The sequence below is a fragment of the Bacillus methanolicus MGA3 genome (assembly GCF_000724485.1).
Lineage (GTDB): Bacteria > Bacillota > Bacilli > Bacillales > Cytobacillaceae > Bacillus_Z > Bacillus_Z methanolicus_A.
The window spans coordinates 1,097,247-1,117,085 of record NZ_CP007739.1 but is presented as its reverse complement, the minus strand read 5'-3'; the positions used below and the strand labels follow the sequence as shown (position 1 = coordinate 1,117,085).

Below are 19,839 nucleotides of genomic sequence, written 5' to 3'. Positions count from 1 at the left end.
AAAGAGAAAGCACGCCCTGAATGAATCGAATATAAATTGAATCTTTCAATGAATCTTTTCGTTATGAAGAAGTATAACGCACATCCGTTTAAGAAGTGTGTCACTTTCTGTAATCAAAAGAAAAGAAAAATTCTCTTTTCATTGCGGAATTTGTCAGTTTTTTTTTCCACATAATTTAGAAAGAATCCGATAAAAAAAATCCTGATTCCTTTTAAACGGAATCAGGATTTTCTTTTTAACGTCGGCGATTTCTGTTTCTTAAGAAAGTTGGAATATCTAGCGGATCTTCACTTGGAATGGAGGAACTTCTCAAGTTTTCCTGAGGAATTTCATCCCGTTTTAGCTCACGCTTCACACTTGGGATATTTGGTTTTGCCTGAACTCCACCAAATGAAGATCTTGATGATTTTGGTTGAACAGCCTCTTCATTAAAACCGGTTGCAATAACAGTGACAACAATTTCATCTTTCAAGTTTTCATTTATTACGGAACCAAAAATCATATTCACTTCTTGGTCAGAAGCTGAAGCTACGATATCAGCAGCTTCTTGAACCTCATATAAACTTAAATTTGTGCCGCCGGTAATGTTCATCAATACCCCTTGAGCTCCATCAATGGAAGTTTCTAAGAGCGGTGAAGAAATTGCTTTCTTCGCTGCCTCAGCAGCTCTGTTTTCTCCGGATGCAACGCCAATTCCCATTAAAGCGGAACCCTTATTTGACATAATCGTTTTTACATCCGCAAAATCAAGATTAATTAATCCCGGAACAGCAATTAGGTCAGAAATACCTTGAACTCCCTGTCGAAGCACGTTATCTGCTTCCCTGAACGCTTCAAGCATTGGGGTCGATTTATCTACAATTTCCAACAAGCGGTCATTTGGAATGACAATCAGTGTATCAACTGCTTCTTTCATCGCAGCAATTCCGCCTGCAGCCTGATTTGCCCGCTTTCTTCCCTCGAATGTAAATGGACGGGTTACAACCCCAACAGTCAACGCACCTAATTCTTTGGCGATTTGCGCAATAACAGGAGCTGCACCTGTTCCGGTTCCACCGCCCATACCAGCGGTAACAAACACCATATCTGCACCTTTTAACGCTTCTTCAATCTGCTCTTTACTCTCCTCAGCAGCTTTTTTGCCTACTTCCGGATTTGCTCCTGCACCAAGCCCCCTAGTAAGCTTAGCGCCAATTTGCATTTTCACTTCTGCTTTAGAAAGGTTAAGTGCCTGGGCATCAGTATTGACAGAAATAAACTCAACACCTTGTACTCCGTGCTCTATCATACGGTTAACCGCGTTGTTTCCGCCGCCACCAACGCCAATCACTTTTATTGTAGCTAGTTGATCTAAATTTGTATCAAACTCCAACATCACAAATCCTCCTAATTCGTCGTTATTCCTGTTTGATCGGTCTATTCAAAAAAATAGCCTAGGAACTTTTTCACTCTTGATGTCACTTTTTCTTCCGGTTGTTTTTCCGGTTTTAATTTTGGTTGCGGCTGTTTTTGAACGCGTTTTTCTTTTGTTTCTGAAACAGCTGATACCGGTTTTCTTCCTTGCAATCTTGCATTTTTATAAGCAAATTTAATTAGACCGACAGCTGTTGTATATTGAGGTTCCCGAACGCCTATATAGTCTGGTATAGCAATTCGGACCCGATTTTGAAAAACAATTTGTGCTAGTTCCAATACACCTTGCATATTGGCTACACCGCCTGTTAAAACATAACCGCCCGGTAAATCATAAACTCCTAATCTTCTAATTTCATTTTGGATTAATTCAAAAATTTCTTCCATTCTTGCTTCAATAATATCAGAAATTTCAAGCTGATTAAATTGTTGATGTTGGTCGCTTCCAATGATTGGAACACTGAATACTTCATCCTCTGATGCATAATCGTAAAAGGCATGTCCATGTTTTATTTTTATTTTTTCTGCATCTTCAGTAGATGTCCTTAAACCTATTGATAAATCTTTCGTGATATGGTCTCCTCCTACAGGCAATACGGAAGTTGCTTTTAAGTTGCCATTTTCAAATATAGCAATTGTTGTTGACCCGCCGCCTATGTCAACTAAAGCAACTCCAAGGTTTTTTTCATCTTTGGAGAGGGCGAATGACCCGGCTGCCAAAGGCTGTAATGTTATGTCCATAATTTCTAAACCTGCGCGTTCCACACATCGCAGTGTATTATGTAGGATGGTTTTCGAACCTGTAATAATGATGCCTTCCATTTCAAGTCGTACACCAATCATTCCCCTTGGATCAGTAATCTCATCCAATCCATCAACAATAAATTGTTTTGGAATAACATCGATTATTTCTCTCTCAGGCGGAATGGAAACGACTTGGGCTGCATCTATCACTCTTGCAACATCTTGATCAGAAATTTCACGGTTTTCGCTTGATACAGCTACCACACCATGACATGGCTGAAGCATTACATGATTACCGGTAATACCTACAATTACCTGCGTAATGTCCATTCCTATCATTCTCTCTGCCTGCTCAATTGCCCTTTTTATAGAATGAACGGTTTCATCTATGTCAACAATGGAGCCTTTCTTAAGGCCTTCAGATTTCACATTGCCTACACCGATAATATTTAAGGAGTCGTTGACCATTTCACCTATGATAACTTTTACATTGGATGTACCGATGTCAAGACTTACATATATTTCATTGCTGTTCATTCTTTGGCACCTCCTTTTGCAATTCAAAAATTGAACAACAACTTATCGTGAAAAAGTTTATAATTAACGTTTTTCTTCATAAAAATATTCGTCACAATTAAGCTTTTCCCTTTAAAAAAAACTCAAATTTTTTTCTAATTTTCACGGTTCGAAGACCATTTCGTTAACAACAGCCGCCGGATGACTGCAATATTTTGGAAAAGCCTTACACCAAATGCAAAAACAGCTGCTAAATATAAGTCTACACCAAGATGTACCCCTAGAAAAGCTAAACTTGCAGCCAAAATTATATTGAAAAAGAAACCAGAAACAAATACTTTTTCGTCGTAAATATTTTGCAAATGTGCACGAATTCCTCCAAAAAGTGTGTCTAAAGAAGCAAGCACAGCAATTGATAAATAGTTTGAGTACTCTTCCGGAATTTTTATATCGGTCAGTAAGCCGAGAATAACCCCTAGTATAAGGCCTAATAACGGAAGCCACATTATGATTTGCCCCCTTCGTCAGGTCTTACAGCTTTCATATACCTGATGTGGATGGAATCGTTATATGCAGGTATCGTAATTTCTTTTTCAGGTGGAGAAACCACGATCCTTAAGTTGTCAATAAAAAATTCTTCAACAGATTTTGAGACTTTCATACGGTTATAAAGTTTTTCTGCCGTCTTCATATTTTCAGTTATGACAAGAACTTCAATTGGCAGCTTGTTAAGGGAATGTCTATCGATCTTTGTTTCCCTATTTACATCCCGAATAACCGTTGTATTAATGATCCGTTGTCCATCAATAGATATATGAAGTGCATCATTCATATTCAATTCATTGACAAGTCTTTTTAATAATTCCGGTGAAATGGAAGAAACCGTTTTACCAAGCATCAGCTCTTCATATACCGGTTCTATTCTTAATTTAATGCCTGGACCTGTTATTTCCGTCATGCCTGCTTCTCTTTTTAGCTCTTCAAGGGTTTCTCTTAATACTTGTTCTTTGCTCTGATCTCGTTCCGTTTCATACTTATCAAGTTTTTCTTCATTCGAACGGATTTCCTGAATAAGCTTTGATGATAGTTCTTTTTCTTTAAGCAAATCCTCTCGGAGCTGCCAGGTGCCTCTCGTATCGCGGGTTACTGGTTCTTTAACTGTCTGAAATTGAACGGCTAACATAAACCCAATCACCATCATAATTAACGTAAAGTTAATCATCTTTCTCTTGTCCACTTTTTCTCCACCTTCTTATTCACCCAATCAATGTGGACACTTAATTACTTCCGAGAATGGGGTCAAGAATAATCTCGTCCTTTTTCTCAATGCTGAACAAAATATTGTCATTTACTAATTGGTCTTTGACCCCGCCGGTTAAATTAATCGCCGACTCCAGCACATCAGGATCACCGATTGCTGTTATGACGAAAGGAGCTGAATGCTGATATCCGTCCACTGTGATCACAGGCCCATCACATACTATATATGAATTGTGGGACAACCTTTGTCCGTTGATAGCAACGGCTTGAGCCCCTGTTATATACAATTCGTTAATAACTTTAAAAATATGATGTTCATGCACTAGGTAATTATTAACGTTATCTTCATTTGGATTATATTCACCATCATTAAGTGTAATTTGGACACCTTTCCCTTTTACTGCTACTTTTCCTAAATACATCCGATATTTTTCAGCATCTTCTGCAAGATTGTAATAAACCTGAGCTTCTTTTGCGAGGTGCTTTTCAATTTCACGAACCTTTTCTTGTCTTTGATTTAATTCCTTTTGCAGCTCCCGGTTTATTTGTTCCTGCTTGATCAGCTGATTACGAAGGTCTAGCGTCTTTTCCCACTCCACGTCAGTAATTTTTGAAGCTTCCTTTTCCTTTTTTGTTAAATGATAGGAAAAAGCAAGCATGAAACCAAGAACGAGACAAACGAATGAAAGAATGACGTGATTACCCTTTACCTTCATCATCTTATTGTTCTTCAACATTTTCAGCCCCTTTATCATCAAAAGCCTTGAAATAAGAGCCTACTTCCAAATCGATAACACCTTTTTTGTCAGGATCAAGCTGACTGACAATTGAAGGGTAATGAACCATTTTTTCTGCAAAACTTCTCAACGTCGCACTTACCTCAAAACCATCATTCATATAAAGGATAATCCTGTATGAATCTGTTTTCTTTGGTTTATAATGGATTTCAGATATGGAATTTATCACTTCCTCAGGTAACTTTTGAAGACTTGAAATCATTTCTTTCAAAACGTCACCTTCTGAAAACCCAATTAATAAAGGGGCGCTTACAGGTAATTGAGTAGTTTGTCCACGTGTTAAAATTTTTCCGTTTTCAAGAACCGGCAAATAGCTTGACTCTTTTACGATGTAAGCAATACGCCTATATTCCTTTACATTTACAATTACGGTATGAGGAAACTTAATCTTTACATTTGCAGACTTAATCTCGGGCAATTTTTTCAACTTATTCTCTATTGCTTTCTTATCTACCTTCCAAATATTTGTCGATTCTGAAATACCAATCATTTTAAGAAGTTCACCCTTCGGATACACTTCATTCCCGTTAACCTTAACCGTTCTAACATGACTTAATGGTGATTGAAAATAAACAACACAGGCGATCAATAAAAAAAACATTAAGAGAAGCAATATCACTCTTCTATTCGCTTTTCTTCGCCTCTGTTGTTTAAGTTTAGGAATTCTGTCTTCTATTGAGACAACTTTCCCCTTTTCCATCCAATTCACCACCACTAATAAAGTGAAGCTGACTTTTTTCCATTCAAAGAAAAATCCTTTGAGTAAAGTGAAAACAACGGCACGATATACATGCCGTTTTCACAAAAATTCCAATCGGTATTTGCATTGCTAGGCAATTATATCACAAAATTTGTAAGCAGTAAGGATATTCTTGTTACTTTCGGCCAATTATTTCAACTTCTGTTTCCATTTTTATTTGATATAAATTGTAAATCGTATCTTTGATATGCTGAATCAAAGAAAGAACATCATCAGCTTTTGCATTTCCCGTATTTACAATAAAATTACCATGCATTTCAGAGATCATGGCACCGCCGATTGAATGGCCTTTTAATCCCGCGGATTCAATTAATTTCCCGGCATAATGTGGGAGTGGATTTCTAAAAATACTTCCTGCACACGGAAAATTCCAAGGCTGGGTTTCTTTTCGATAATCTTTATTTTTTTGTAATACTGATAATATCTCTTCCTTTTCCCCTTTTTCAAGCTGAAAAACAGCTTCTACAACAATTCCCGGGCGTTTTTTCTGTAAAACTGAAGTTCTGTATGAAAACTCCATTTCATCATTTGTCAGCCATTCCATTGTACCGTCTTCAAAAAGAATATGGGCTTTGACTAATATGTTAGAAATATCTGACCCATGTGCACCCGCATTCATATAAACGGCACCGCCGACAGATCCGGGAATTCCTCCGGCAAATTCCAGCCCGGACAATCCCTTTCTGCTAATCATCGTTGCTAGACTGACAAGAGAGTGGCCTCCCCCGACTTTTACAACAGTATCATTTACTTCTAAGCCATCTAACCCGGGGCCCAGTTTGATAACTGCCCCTTCAATCCCTTTATCGGAAACTAGCAAGTTGGATCCTCTCCCGATTGCTCTCCACTTCACGTTATATTCACGGATTAAATCCATTGTCTTTATTAAGTTATCAATTGATGAAGGCTCGATAAACAAATCGGCCGGCCCGCCAATTTTTATCGTCGTATGGTTTGCTAAAGGTTCATTTTCCTTCACTTTACCAACATTTAATTCTTTAAGTTTTTTTATCAATTCTTTCATATAAACCTTCCTTTCATTTCCTTATTATGTAATTAGTCTATGCGCAAAAGGAAGTCTGGGCTACTTTTGTTTTTTAGTTGCAATCTCTTGAATAACCTGGTAAAGTTTTCTGGCTGCATCAGGCATTCCAAGCCTTCTTGCAGCATTCTTCATTTCAGTTAATTTATCTTTATCTAAAAGAATCTGGTCAATATGTTCAACAAGTTTTGAACCGGTCAAATCTTTTTCAAGCAATACAATGGCTGCGCCATGATCGCTTAATGCTCTTGCATTTTTCTCCTGATGATTATTCGTAACATAAGGACTTGGAATAAGAATGCTCGGAATACCTAAAGAAGTTAATTCCGCTAAAGTAGTTGCTCCAGCTCTTGATACCACTAAATCAATGCCTGCAAGAACCTCGGGCATATTATGAATAAACGGTTTTATGACAACATTATCAGGATTTCCAATTAATTCAACTTCTTTTTTCACTTCCTCATAATGCACATCTCCGGTTACATATAAAATTTGGTACGGTTTTTCCTCAAACTGGGACAATGATTTTAAAACAGCTTCATTTATTGGTCTGGCTCCGCGGCTTCCGCCAAATATCAAAACGGCCGGATCTTTCACTTTAAGGCCTGAAGAAAGCCTTCCTCTTATCCCGTCTTGTCCGACTACCTCTGAAGCGCGGGGATTTCCGGTTAATACAACTTTTTCACTAGGAAAAAAAGCTTTCGCTTCTTCAAAGCAGACGGCAATTTTATCTACATAACGGCTTAAGAATTTATTTGTTAGACCGGGCACGCTATTTTGTTCATGAATGATTGTAGGAATCCCTATTCTTGAAGCTGCATAAACAACCGGTCCACAAACATATCCCCCTGTTCCGATGACGACATCTGGATGAAATTGCTTTAAAATTTTTTTACTGTCTCTCACACCTTTAACGAACCGCAAAACTGTTTTGATATTTTCAAAAGACAATTTGCGTTTAAAACCGGTAATATGTATCGATTTAAAAGGAATTTGTTCACGGGTTACAATATTTTTTTCCAATCCTTTTTCAGTACCAATATATAGAAATTCAGCATTTTTATTCTCTTTTGCAATTTCGCGTATTAGAGCGAGCGCAGGATAGATATGTCCTCCCGTTCCCCCTCCACTGACAACTATTTTCATTTTTCCACCTCACAGGAATAGAGTAAAGGAGCTATAGAACCCCTTTTCTCATTCGTTAAGCAAATTCTTAGATGTTGAAAGAAGCATTCAGTTGCTCTCCCCTATTCTACTATATCGCAAACTTTTAAAAGAAGAATAAAAAAAGATTGTCATCTAATTTTAACATTGATGAAAACATGATTTAATTTTTTATGGTTCTCACCAAAGTTACAACAAAAAGAAACCCTGCAATGCAGGGTATGTTGAAATAAACTGTCTTTTTCTTTTTTTGTCCAGCTGCAGCGTCTAGGCCCTCGGGGTCATAAGCCATCCTCCTGTAGTGGCTCACGAGCTGCCTCCTCGGAGGCTGTCTTATGCCCATCGGGCCTGAGCAAGACGCTTCCGCTTTTCCTAATATCTTGCATATCGGCTTATGTTTAAGAGAACTCCAATTGCCATTAGCATGAGTGTCAACGAAGAACCTCCATAGCTTAAAAATGGCAAGGTGATCCCGGTTACAGGCATTAAACCGGTTACCACACCTATGTTAATCATTACCTGAATGGCTATCATCGCAATGATGCCAACCGCAAGTAAGCTTCCATATAAATCAGGGGCTCCTAATGCGATTCTAATTCCTCTCCATAGAAGAAGGGAAAACAGAAGCAGAACTAAGGACCCTCCAATAAAACCAAGCTCTTCAGCGAGGATCGCAAATATAAAGTCTGTTTGAGGCTCTGGCAAGTAAAAAAACTTTTGCCTGCTCTGTCCAAGTCCAAGTCCAAACAAACCTCCGGGACCAATTGCATAAAGCGATTGAATGATTTGAAACCCGGTGCCAAGCGGATCCTGCCATGGATCAAGAAACGAAGTAATCCTTTTGATCCGGTACGGCGCTGACAGGACTAAGCCGACAAATCCGGCAACCCCGATTAATCCCAATCCGACAAAATGGCTTATTCTAGCTCCGGCAATAAAGATCATAACCAAGCACGTTCCAACCATTACTGTTCCTGTGCCAAGATCGGGCTGGAGCATAATAAGGGCAAATGCTGAAAATACAAGTGCTAACGAGGGGGCTAGACCATACTTAAATGAAGTTATCTTCTTTTGCCGCTCTGATAGAAATTTTGCTAAAAAAGCAATCATCGCCAGCTTCATAAATTCAGAAGGCTGGATCGAAAAAGCTCCTACTCCGATCCAGCTCCGCGAACCGTTCCGTTCATTTCCAATCCCCGGAATTAAAACAAGAAGCAAGAGTACAAAACAAATCAAAAGGAGCACTTTGGCCCAAGTTTTCCATGTCCAATAATCAACATTCATAATGAAAAACATCGCGATTATTCCGACACCCGCGAAAAGCAATTGCCTTTTTGCAAAAAAGAATGAGTCGTTAAATTTATATTCTGCCCATACAGCGCTTGCACTGTAAACCATAATTAGCCCGACTGCAAGAAGTGTAAAAGTAACAATGATTAAGATCATATCGGGAGTCGCTTTTTTTGTCGGCATGCAACACACCTCGAATACAAGTTTTAGGGCAATAGCGATCTGTCCTGAAACGAGTTAAAACACGAGGTTTTTGCACGGATTGTTTCGAAGACAAGCCCTTACTTAAGCTTATGCACCGCTTCGATAAAAATGTCTCCCCTCACTTCAAAAGTTTTATATTGATCCCAGCTCGCACAAGCCGGAGAAAGAAGAATCACATCTCCCTGTTCCGATTGCTTGTAAGCTTGTGGTACGGCGCTTTCCACATTATCGACACGAAGAATGGTTTTTATTCCTGCCATGCGTCCTGCGCGTTCCAGTTTTTCTGCAGTCTGTCCAAATGTTATGAGTACTTTCACGTTTTTTAGTGAAGGAACAAGTTCATCAAATTCATTCCCCCGATCCAATCCACCTGCTAAAAGGATAACCGGTTCTTTAAATGCAGCAAGTGCTTTTGTTGTCGCTAGTATATTTGTTGCCTTTGAATCATTGTAAAACTTTCTTCCATTAAGTTCACATACAAATTGCAGGCGGTGCTTTACACCTTTAAAAGTGTTTAACACACGAAAAATCGCATCGTTATTAACGCCTGCTAATTTTGCTGCGGCAACAGCTGAAAGTATATTTTCTAAATTGTGTTCCCCCGGAAGCGCAATATCACTTGTATGAATAATTTGTTCACCATTAAAGAAAACGGCTCCATCTTTTACATAAATGCCATCGTTTAATACTTGTGCAGTAGAAAACGGAATGGTTTTCGCACGAGTGCTTTCCGCGATTCGAGCAACAATTTCTTGATCAGCATTATATATAAAATAGTCATCTTCCGTTTGATTCTTTGTTATCATTGCTTTCGCGTTTATATACTCTTCTTTTGTTCCATGATAATCAAGATGGGCATCATAAATGTTGGTAAGAATCGCAACTTTCGGCTTGAATGCATCAATGCCCATTAATTGAAATGATGACAACTCAATAACAATCGTATTGTGTTCCCCGGCTTTTTGAGCCACATCAGAAGCTACCGTTCCGATGTTTCCGGCAATCAACGGATTTTTATACCCAGCATTCAGCATTTCATAGATGAGCGTTGTTGTCGTTGTTTTTCCGTTTGTTCCCGTGATTCCTATAAATGGCGCTTCCGATATTTGATAAGCTAGTTCAACTTCTGTTATGACTGGAATCCCTTTTTCGATTGCACCCTTGATCATCGGATTATAATAAGGGATTCCGGGATTTTTTACGATCAACTCAAAGCCTTCATCTAAAAGCTCAATTGGATGATCGCCGCAAATGACTTTAATTCCCTGTTCCAATAATCCTTGAGCTTCAGGGTTTTCAGATAGCGGCTTTTTGTCATTGACAGTAACAAATGCCCCTAATTTATGCAGGAGGGATGCAGCACTCACTCCGCTCTTAGCTAAACCTAAAACGAGAATTTTTTTATGAAGATATCGATTTATATATTTCAATTACAACCACACCTCTAAATAAATTCCTAGTACGGCTAATAGCAAGCCAACCGTCCAAAATGTTACAACTACGCGCCACTCTGACCATCCTGAAAGCTCATAATGATGATGGAGCGGACTCATTTTGAATATTCTTTTCCCCGTTGTTTTAAAAGAAATCACTTGTAGAATAACAGATAATGTCTCGATAACAAAGACTCCGCCAATAATGATTAATAAAATTTCCAATTTAGTCAAAATGGCGACCGCTGCAATTGCTCCCCCGAGGGCAAGCGATCCGGTATCTCCCATAAACACTTTGGCAGGATGAGCATTGAATACTAAAAAACCAAGAACTGCCCCAACAACAGCGACGGAAAATATCGCGACTTCAAACTGGGATTGATTCCAAGCTAAAACGGCAAATGCGCCAAACGCAATAGCTGCCGTCCCGGAAACAAGTCCGTCTAAACCATCTGTCAAATTGACAGCATTAGAAAAACCGACTAGCCAAAAGATAATAAAGAATGCATAAAGCCAGCCGAGATCTAGCGAATAGTCAGTCAATGGAATATGTAAATCTGTTGAAAATTCGTTTGTTTTTAAAACGAAATAAAAAACGGCAGAAATAATTATTTGGCCAAGAAGCTTTTGCTTTGATGTTAAGCCTAAATTTCGCTTCATTACCACTTTAATAAAATCATCCAAAAATCCGAGCAGACCGAATCCAAGTGTTACAAACAACAGCAAATATGTTTTAATTGTCGGCTCGGAGAATTTTCCTGTCATAATAAATGTCGTTGCCACAATTGACAGGAGAATCATGATGCCTCCCATTGTCGGAGTTCCTGATTTTTTTTGATGAGACTTCGGGCCTTCTTCTCGAATGCTTTGTCCAAACTTTAATCTTCTTAAGAAAGGAATAAATATAGGAGACAGGATCACTGTAATTAAAAAAGCCATTAATATAGTAAAAAAAATAACTTGCTCCAGCACTTTATTCCCTCCTAATTAGAGACCGCAACCGAAAATTTATTTAATCTTTCAGCTTTCATAGCTACATCATATGTAACATGATTTTCATTAAGAAGTTTTACGTTATGAAAAAAGATGTTTGCCACATTTTTGACCATAATCATTTTTGGAATAAAATTTTTTATTTGTTTCATTTGTCTTGATACCTTTCATTTAATCATTTGTAAAAAAGTTTGAAAATCCATGGAGTCCTTCTATACTCTCCAATAACTTCTGTTATATCCAATCAAATGGAAATAATTGTTTATCTTTTTTCAATCGCTTCTTTCGCGACAACCCGATCATCAAAATCAAATACTTCACTTCCAATTTGCTGATACGTTTCATGCCCTTTTCCAGCAATCAATATTACATCACCTTTTTGGGCGTTGTTTATCGCATATGTAATTGCTTCTTTTCGGTCTACAATAGACTTGTACTGTTTACCCTTAACTCCTTCTTCCATGTCACGGATAATTTGAAGAGGATCTTCACTACGCGGGTTATCCGAGGTGAAAATTGGATGTGTCGCATACTTGCAAGCAATCTTAGCCATTAACGGACGCTTCGTACGGTCTCTGTCACCCCCGCAGCCAACAACGACATAAATATTTCGTTCAGCAAATTGTTTAACGGTTTTTAATACATTTTCAAGACTGTCTGGTGTATGGGCATAATCAACGATAACCGCAAAATCTTGTCCTGCATTCACTAATTCGAAACGGCCCGGCACTCCTTCCACTTCTTCGATCGATTTGATCATTTGCTTAAGTGGAATGCCAGAGACTAGACATGCGCCAATACTTGCCAGCACATTATAGACACTAAATTTTCCGATGAGCTTCATTGAAATTTTTTCGACTCCGAACGGTGTTATCAAATCAAAAACCGTTCCGTTTGCTGTTATCTTCAAATTTTCCGCTTTAATATCGGCAGGCTGATCAATCCCGTAAGTGATGACATGAGCAGCCGTTGATTGGATATACTCTCGAGAAGCAGGATCATCTGCATTCAGAACAGCAAATTTTGGTTTGTCATGGCAAAAGGTATTTCCGAGCTGGGAGAATAACAAACCTTTTGCCCGGCGGTACTCATCCATTGTTTTATGATAATCAAGATGATCTTGTGTCAAATTTGTAAAAACCGCGACATTGTAATCACAGCCGTGCACCCGGCCATAAACCAATGCATGTGAAGATACTTCCATCACTGCGGTTTCAACACCGCTGTCAATCATTTGCTTGAATGTTTTTTGTAATGTTAAGCTTTCCGGGGTAGTATTTTTCGTTTCAAAAGTCTGGTCACCAATTTTTGTATACATTGTTCCGATTAATCCGGTTTTTTTTCCGGCATCAGAAAAAATTTTTTCAATTAAATGACTCGTTGTCGTCTTACCGTTCGTTCCGGTAATCCCGATTAAATGTAGTTTATGGCTTGGCTGGCCGTAAAATGCGTCAGCGAGTACAGCCATGGCCCGGTATGTATTTTTTACGATGATAACAGGTACATCAAGTTGCAAATCTCTTTCAGCGAGTATCGCTGCAGCTCCTTTTTCAACAGCAGACTGAGCAAAATCATGTCCATCAACTGTATGTCCTTTTATACAAATAAACAGGCTCCCCGGTTCAACTAAGCGATTATCATTATGAATCGCTGTAATTTCAGGATCGTCCCCGTTATAAGGAACAAGAGGGTGCAGAAATTTTAGCAATGTATGTAATTTCATTTGTCTCAATCCTCTCAAAAACCAATGATCATAAAAACGTTTAATAATTGTCCGCCATTTTTTAATTCTTTTCTTTCTAATACGGCGGTTATTATTTTACATGAAAAAAATGAATTAAGCCATTTTTGCAATAGATTTTTATTAGTGGAAAATGAAACCTATGTGCAAATATTAGATTTTTGAATTTCAATAACAGGAAAATGGAAACGGGGCGGCGATATCTTCGATTGCCGCCCATCTCATATAACCAGCCACTTAATTATTGCCAAAATATAGCCTGATCGTTGATCCTTCTTTTAATTTTACTCCCGGCTGCGGAGTTTGCTTTACAACAATATCTCCATCACCACTTGCGTCAATCTTAAAAGTTGAGAAAACTTCCCCTAGCTCCTCTTTTGATAAACCGACTAAATCCGGAACTTCAATCATACGTGGATCCGTAAATGTCCTTTCTTTTTCAATCTGATCTTTACGCGGTTTAACTCCCATAGCTCTTAAACTGTCCCCCATAATGTGGCCTACAATCGGTGCGGACACAACACCTCCAAATTGAACAGTGCCTTTCGGATTATCAACGCCAACATAAACAACAAGCTCCGGATCATCTGCCGGGGCAAACCCGATAAAAGATACAATATGATTATTTTCAAGATATCTACCATTTACCGCTTTTTGCGCGGTACCGGTTTTTCCTCCGACCCGATAGCCATCAACAAACGCTTTTCCACCTGTTCCTTGGGCAACAACACTTTCCAAGGCGTAACGTATCTTCTTTGAGGTTTCCTCGGAAATAACTTTCCGTTTTGCAACAGGAGATTTTTTCATTACAACTTCCCCTGTTCTAGGATCGATCAATTCTTTGGCAATAAAAGGAGTATATAAAGTGCCGCCATTGATGGCCGCAGAAATGGCAGCTACTTGCTGAATGGGAGTTACAGAAACCCCTTGGCCAAAAGCTGTTGTTGCTTGCTCGACCGGTCCGACCTTATCGAGATTAAAAAGTATTCCAGTTCCTTCTCCTTGAAGATCTATGCCAGTCTTTTCACCAAAACCAAACTTTTTTATATAGGAAAAAAGTTTTTCTTTTCCAAGCCTTTGTCCAAGTTCCACGAAACCTGGGTTGCATGAATTTTGCACAACCTCGAGAAAGCTCTGTGAACCATGTCCCCCTCTTTTCCAGCAGCGCAGCGTGGCTCCGCCCACTTTCACAAATCCAGGGTCATGAAAATGGTCTTTTTCTAAGTCTACTTTCCCTTCTTCAAGTGCAGCCGCAAGAGTAATAATTTTGAATGTTGAACCTGGTTCATACGTGCTCCAAACTGGTAAATTCCGATTATAAATCTCTGGTGCTGTATTCTTATAGTTTGCCGGGTCAAAATCAGGCCTTGATGCCATTGCTAAAATTTCACCTGTATTTGGATTCATGGCAATTGCAATAATTCCATCTGGATGATATGTTGCCTGGGCAATGTCTAATTCTCTTTCAACAATTGTTTGGATCTTTGAATCAATCGTCAGTTTTAAATCAAGTCCGTCAATGGGAGGCTGATAATCATCTGCCATGTCATTCATACGCTTGCCTTTTGCATCCGCATAAAATTTAACAGAGCCTTTTTCTCCTCTTAATTCCTTATCATAATAAAGTTCCAAACCCATAAGGCCCTGGTTATCAGCACCTGTAAATCCAAGAACGTGTGACAAATAATTGCCAAAAGGATAATGCCGTTTCGAGTCTTCTCCAATATAAACGCCTTTTAAGCCAAGAGCGCGAATTTCCTTCGCTTTTTCATGGGAAATCTTTCTTCCTTCGGGGATTCTAACAGAAGAAGCTCTTTTCGTAATAAGCTTATATGCTTTTTCCTTTGACATGTTTAAAACTGCCGAAAGCTTTTCCGCTGTTTCAACCGGATTCTCAATTTGCCTCGGAACTGCATAAACAGTCGGTGCACTAATATTCGTAGCTAAAGGAACACCATTTCGGTCCATAATCTCTCCGCGCTTCGGTTCAAACGGGATATTTCTGCTCCAGGAATCCTTTGCACGGTCCGTCAGCATATTTCCGAGAAAAAATTGAACATAGCCTAATCGAAGATCGATAATAAAAAATATCAATATTCCCGCCATTAGTGCTATCATCAGCCTTTTCCTGACGGTCACATTTGATACACGCATAAATGAACGAACCTCCTTTGCACCACTTAAACGGCTCGTTCATTTATATGCTTGTACATATAAGATTAGAACAATCTCAAAACCGCTGGATATTCATTCATTAATCTTTCACAGCATTTTGTTCATCACTTTGCTGGTCAATCACGTTATTAGTTTGCTTTTCTGGAGGTTCTAAATGTACAATTAAGTACTCTCCTTTTTTTAAAAAAACTCCAGGGTTTGGTTTTTGATTGACGACATAACCGCTGCCAGTTATGTTTAACTGAAGTCCTCCTATTTTCGCAAATTTCATGACATCCCTTCTCGACCAGCCAGTCATATCCGGAACGGTTACATCTCCTTCTGTCTTAAGAATAATTTTTTCACCTTCAAGTATCGTTGTGTTTCCTGACGGCAATTGGGCCTCTATTGTTTTCCCCTTTCCTGTTAATACAATATCAAATCCTTTTGCTTGCAAGATTTTCGTTGCTTTCTCTACAGATAAACCTGTTACATCCGGAACAAGATTAGCAACTGCCTTTTCTTGCTGCACTGGTTTAATATTTAAGTACTGCAAACTGCTCTTCATAACTGTGTTAAAAATTTTTGAAACAGGTTTATATCCGTCAGCATAGGTTCCGACTTCGGGCTGTTGAACCGCTACATACATGATGAGTTCCGGATTATCTTTCGGTGCCATTCCCAAAAAAGAAAATAGGTAATCATTACTCCCCCTCAAGTACTTTCCGTTCGGTCCAGGTATATTCGCGGTTCCAGTTTTGCCTGCAACCTCATAGCCCTTAATATTATAACGGTTATAACCAGTTCCTTTTGGAGAGGACACGACCGTTCCAAGAATATCCCTTACTTTTTTCGCTGTCTCTTTTGAAATCGGGGTTCCGGTTACTTCAGGTTTTGTTTCCCTTATTACTTTCCCGGTTTGTGAATCGACAATTTTATCAATAACATGTGGTTTCAACATTTTACCATCATTTGCAATAGCAATAGCTGCCTGGATTAGCTGGATAGGCGTCACAGTAGTCCCTTGGCCATAAGCAGTCGTGATTTTTTCTATCGGCCAATCGTACTTGATTTTTCCGGTTACTTCATTTGGCAAATCAATTCCGGTCGGTTTATCAAAGCCAAATTTGGTCAAATATTCTCTGAATTTTTCAAAACCTAATTTTTCGTTAACAATTTTAGCCACAGCAACGTTCGATGAACGCTGTATACCCTCCAAATATGTAATGGTCCCCCATCCGCTGCCGTTATGGTCACGAATCACAGGTGAGTTTTTCGTTACACGATAGCTGCCTGACTTGTACCATTCATTTGGATTAAATACATTTTCTTGAATCGCTGCAGCCAGCGTAAAAATCTTCATTGTCGAACCTGGTTCAATTGCATTTTCAACAACTTCATTATACCAGCTTTTTCCAAGTCCCTCGCGTGTTTCCGGATTAAATGTCGGGCGCTGTCCCATAGCTAAAATTTCACCTGTTTTTGGATCTGCAACAATTGCAATAATTTTTGCAGGATTGTATTCTTTATCAACTTTGCTTAAGGCATCTTCAAGAAAAGTTTGGATCTTCTTATCGATTGTTAAATAAACATCATCGCCATTTTTAGCGGGTTTAATCTTTTCCTTGCCATCCGGAAGCAAAATGCCCCAAGAATCACTTTCAAATCGAACAGAGCCGGCTTTTCCGGTAAGTTCAGAATTCAATGCTTTTTCAATCCCTATCTTGCCTACCGATTTTACATTCCCTTTCTTATCTTCTTCTTTTTCTACAAAGCCAACAACATGGGAAGCAAATATTCCGTTCGGATAAAAGCGCTTCATTTCCCTTCTGAATGTGATCCCCGGCAGTTTTAATTCTTCGATTTTCTTTTTTGTTTGATACGACAGATCACGGCCGGCTTTTCCAAACTCAACCTGGAATTTGCCTTTTACGGTCAACCTTTTGTAAATTTCGTCCTCGCTTAAATCAATATATTTTGCTAATTTCCGGGCAGTCATTTCCGGATCGACGACATGCTGCGGTTTATTTGGATTTGTCGTCATTGATTTATCAAGAATAGCAACAAGGGTATATGACACACCATCTTCCGCCACTACTTCCCCTTTTCTGTCATAAATCGTTCCTCTCTTAGCCTCTATTTTCATCTCCTTCATGTACTTCTGGTGTGCTTTAGCCGCAAGATTTTGCCCTGCGGCTTCTCCGGTGATTTGGATTGAAATAAACCTGAATAGCAAGACAAAAAAGAGCAGGCTGAATATTATAAATAATACCGCTGCTCCGAGATTCATATTTGGTTGTTTCTTTTGCATCAGTCTTGCACAACCTTAACATTATCTTCATTCAATTGTAATCCGAGTTCCTTCGCCTTTTTCAAAATCCGATCATATGTGCTTAATTCTTTTACTTGCATCTCTAAGTCGCTGTTGACTTTCTTTTGTTCTTGAATATTCTTTTCTGCCATTTGTACGTCTTTATTTATTTCATATATTGCCGCTTGGTTGGAAACGATTTGCACGGCTCCAAAACAAACTGCCGCTGTAAAAACAACTCCTAAAAGAATCTCACCAGGTGAAACCCGAATTTTTTTCACTTTGGCTTTTTTAGGTGCTTGACTTGTACGATTCTGTTGTTCCTGCTGCAGTTTTCTTGCTAGATTTCCCATTTTTTCCCCTCCTGTTTTTTTTCATTTATTTTTTATAATTTTTCTGCAATCCGTAATTTAGCCGATCTTGCCCGGTTGTTTTGCTCTAATTCCCGTTCACTAGGCACAATTGGTTTGCGCGTAATTAGCTTCATGATTGGTTTATATTCTTGCGGAATCACTGGCAAACCCGGGGGTAAATTCGGGGTCTCACTGGCATTTTTAAATACCGTTTTACATATTCGGTCCTCAAGTGAATGGAATGTTATGACACTGATTCGGCCGCCCTTATTTAAAAGGTTTATCGACTTTTGCAAAGATTTTTCAAAAACACCAAGTTCATCATTTACAGCAATTCGCACCGCCTGAAAAATTCTTTTGGCAGGATGACCTCCTTTTCTTCTAGCAGGAGCAGGTATGGCGTCTTTGATTATTTCAACAAGTTCTCCAGTAGTTTCAATGGCTTTTTTAGCCCTGGCAGTCTCTATTTTTCTTGCAATTTGCTTTGAAAACTTTTCTTCGCCGTATTGAAAGAAAATCCTGACTAAATCCTCGTACGGCCAATAGTTAATCACATCAAATGCAGAAAGTTCCGCATCTTTATCCATCCGCATGTCAAGCGGGGCATCATGATGATAGCTAAATCCTCGTTCAGGGTTGTCCAGTTGCGGCGAAGAAACACCGAGATCGTATAAAACTCCATCAACTTTATCGATGCCGAATTTGGACAATTCCTCTTCAATGTAAAGGAAATTGCTTTTAATAATTGTTATTTTCTCTCCATATGGAATAAGCTTTTCTTTTGCATGCGCTATTGCTGTTTCGTCTTGGTCGAATGCAAACAGTTTTCCTCTTCCAGACAAGTGTTTTAAAATCAACTCGCTGTGTCCTGCTCCGCCAAGAGTACAATCAACATATACTCCGTCCGGTTTAATCGCAAGCCCCTCAACAGCTTCTTCCAATAGCACCGTAGTATGTTCAAACAATACATTTCCACCTTTCCAATCGATATAGCAGAAAATTATTTTAACATAATAATTCTGTTGTTATATATCGAATCCAATCATATTTTCTGCAATTTCGGCAAAAGATTCTTCCGATTCATTGAAATATTCTTCCCAAATTGGTTTGCTCCATATTTCAATTCGATTGGAAACTCCTAAGATAACACATTCTTTTTCTAATTTGGCGTATTGAATCAGCGGGGGGGCAATATTAATCCTTCCTTGTTTATCAAGTTCGCATTCAGTGGCGCCTGAAAAGAAAAATCGGGTAAATGCGCGGGCATCTTTTTTGGTGAGTGGAAGCCCTTTTAACTTTTCTTCAATCAGCTTCCATTCAGATAGGGGGTAGCCAAATAAACATTGATCCAATCCGCGGGTTAATATAAACATTTCACCGAGTTGCTCGCGGAATTTTGCCGGAACAATTAAACGCCCTTTATTATCGACGTTATGATGGTACTCGCCCATGAACATGCCCACTAACCCCACTTTCTATTTCAAATGTACCACATACCCCCACTTTTCACCACCTATTTTTTATATTCTTCCCATAGCTAATTTTTTCCTGCCGAAAACAAACATTTGACTTATTTATTTGTCTGACAAAATTTTGAAAACGCTTTAATAAATAATTGCAACATTAAAGGGAAAGCTTTTCATTCAAGCTTTCCCTTTAAATGT

The 19,839-nt window shown here is 38.8% G+C and carries 17 protein-coding genes; all 17 read right to left on the bottom strand.

The window, feature by feature from the left end; genetic code table 11:
- Positions 1–235 precede the first annotated feature (235 nt).
- The 17 genes from ftsZ to mraZ all read right to left on the bottom strand — a co-directional run bounded on the left by ftsZ (position 236) and on the right by mraZ (position 19,632).
- Positions 236–1,375 (bottom strand): cell division protein FtsZ, encoded by a 1,140-nt coding sequence (ftsZ, locus tag BMMGA3_RS05530; RefSeq protein WP_003348900.1) that lies wholly within the window; start codon positions 1,373–1,375, stop codon positions 236–238.
- A gap of 41 nt (positions 1,376–1,416) precedes the next feature.
- The gene (gene ftsA, locus BMMGA3_RS05525; RefSeq protein ID WP_003348899.1) at positions 1,417–2,694 is read right to left on the bottom strand and encodes a cell division protein FtsA; all 1,278 of its coding nucleotides are present in this window, start codon (positions 2,692–2,694) and stop codon (positions 1,417–1,419) included.
- 134 nt (positions 2,695–2,828) lie between these two features.
- The gene (locus BMMGA3_RS05520; protein WP_003348898.1) at positions 2,829–3,179 is read right to left on the bottom strand and encodes a small basic family protein; all 351 of its coding nucleotides are present in this window, start codon (positions 3,177–3,179) and stop codon (positions 2,829–2,831) included.
- Entirely contained in the window at positions 3,179–3,910 is a 732-nt protein-coding gene (locus tag BMMGA3_RS05515) for a DUF881 domain-containing protein (RefSeq protein ID WP_003348897.1), read from the bottom strand. The genes BMMGA3_RS05520 and BMMGA3_RS05515 overlap by 1 nt, the downstream gene beginning before the upstream one ends.
- Before the next feature lie 40 nt (positions 3,911–3,950).
- Positions 3,951–4,670: a DUF881 domain-containing protein gene (locus BMMGA3_RS05510; protein WP_034669547.1), complete on the bottom strand. Its 720-nt coding sequence runs from the start codon at positions 4,668–4,670 to the stop codon at positions 3,951–3,953.
- Positions 4,654–5,430, bottom strand: a complete 777-nt coding sequence (locus BMMGA3_RS05505; protein WP_003348895.1) for a cell division protein FtsQ/DivIB — start codon at positions 5,428–5,430, stop codon at positions 4,654–4,656. The genes BMMGA3_RS05510 and BMMGA3_RS05505 overlap by 17 nt, the downstream gene beginning before the upstream one ends.
- 175 nt (positions 5,431–5,605) lie before the next feature.
- The gene (murB, locus tag BMMGA3_RS05500) at positions 5,606–6,514 is read right to left on the bottom strand and encodes a UDP-N-acetylmuramate dehydrogenase (protein WP_003348894.1); all 909 of its coding nucleotides are present in this window, start codon (positions 6,512–6,514) and stop codon (positions 5,606–5,608) included.
- Between the two features lie 60 nt (positions 6,515–6,574).
- Positions 6,575–7,678: an undecaprenyldiphospho-muramoylpentapeptide beta-N-acetylglucosaminyltransferase gene (gene murG, locus BMMGA3_RS05495; RefSeq protein ID WP_003348892.1), complete on the bottom strand. Its 1,104-nt coding sequence runs from the start codon at positions 7,676–7,678 to the stop codon at positions 6,575–6,577.
- Positions 7,679–8,068: 390 nt separating this feature from the next.
- Complete coding sequence (spoVE, locus tag BMMGA3_RS05490) at positions 8,069–9,169, bottom strand: stage V sporulation protein E (protein WP_003348888.1); 1,101 nt, start codon at positions 9,167–9,169, stop codon at positions 8,069–8,071.
- Positions 9,170–9,267: 98 nt separating this feature from the next.
- Positions 9,268–10,620 (bottom strand): UDP-N-acetylmuramoyl-L-alanine--D-glutamate ligase, encoded by a 1,353-nt coding sequence (murD, locus tag BMMGA3_RS05485; RefSeq protein WP_003348886.1) that lies wholly within the window; start codon positions 10,618–10,620, stop codon positions 9,268–9,270.
- Positions 10,621–11,595 carry a phospho-N-acetylmuramoyl-pentapeptide-transferase gene (gene mraY / locus BMMGA3_RS05480; RefSeq protein WP_003348884.1) on the bottom strand — a complete coding sequence of 325 codons (975 nt, stop codon included), beginning with the start codon at positions 11,593–11,595 and terminating at the stop codon, positions 10,621–10,623.
- A gap of 283 nt (positions 11,596–11,878) precedes the next feature.
- Positions 11,879–13,339: a UDP-N-acetylmuramoyl-L-alanyl-D-glutamate--2,6-diaminopimelate ligase gene (locus BMMGA3_RS05475; RefSeq protein ID WP_003348881.1), complete on the bottom strand. Its 1,461-nt coding sequence runs from the start codon at positions 13,337–13,339 to the stop codon at positions 11,879–11,881.
- 255 nt (positions 13,340–13,594) lie between these two features.
- Positions 13,595–15,511, bottom strand: a complete 1,917-nt coding sequence (locus tag BMMGA3_RS05465) for a stage V sporulation protein D (RefSeq protein WP_003348879.1) — start codon at positions 15,509–15,511, stop codon at positions 13,595–13,597.
- 100 nt (positions 15,512–15,611) lie between these two features.
- A complete protein-coding gene (locus BMMGA3_RS05460) occupies positions 15,612–17,822 on the bottom strand; it encodes a penicillin-binding protein (RefSeq protein ID WP_003348877.1) in 2,211 nt (736 codons plus the stop codon).
- A complete protein-coding gene (gene ftsL, locus BMMGA3_RS05455) occupies positions 17,822–18,175 on the bottom strand; it encodes a cell division protein FtsL (RefSeq protein ID WP_003348875.1) in 354 nt (117 codons plus the stop codon). The genes BMMGA3_RS05460 and ftsL overlap by 1 nt, the downstream gene beginning before the upstream one ends.
- 32 nt (positions 18,176–18,207) lie before the next feature.
- Entirely contained in the window at positions 18,208–19,140 is a 933-nt protein-coding gene (rsmH, locus tag BMMGA3_RS05450; RefSeq protein ID WP_003348873.1) for a 16S rRNA (cytosine(1402)-N(4))-methyltransferase RsmH, read from the bottom strand.
- Positions 19,141–19,200: 60 nt separating this feature from the next.
- Positions 19,201–19,632 carry a division/cell wall cluster transcriptional repressor MraZ gene (gene mraZ, locus BMMGA3_RS05445; RefSeq protein ID WP_003348871.1) on the bottom strand — a complete coding sequence of 144 codons (432 nt, stop codon included), beginning with the start codon at positions 19,630–19,632 and terminating at the stop codon, positions 19,201–19,203.
- Positions 19,633–19,839 lie beyond the last annotated feature (207 nt).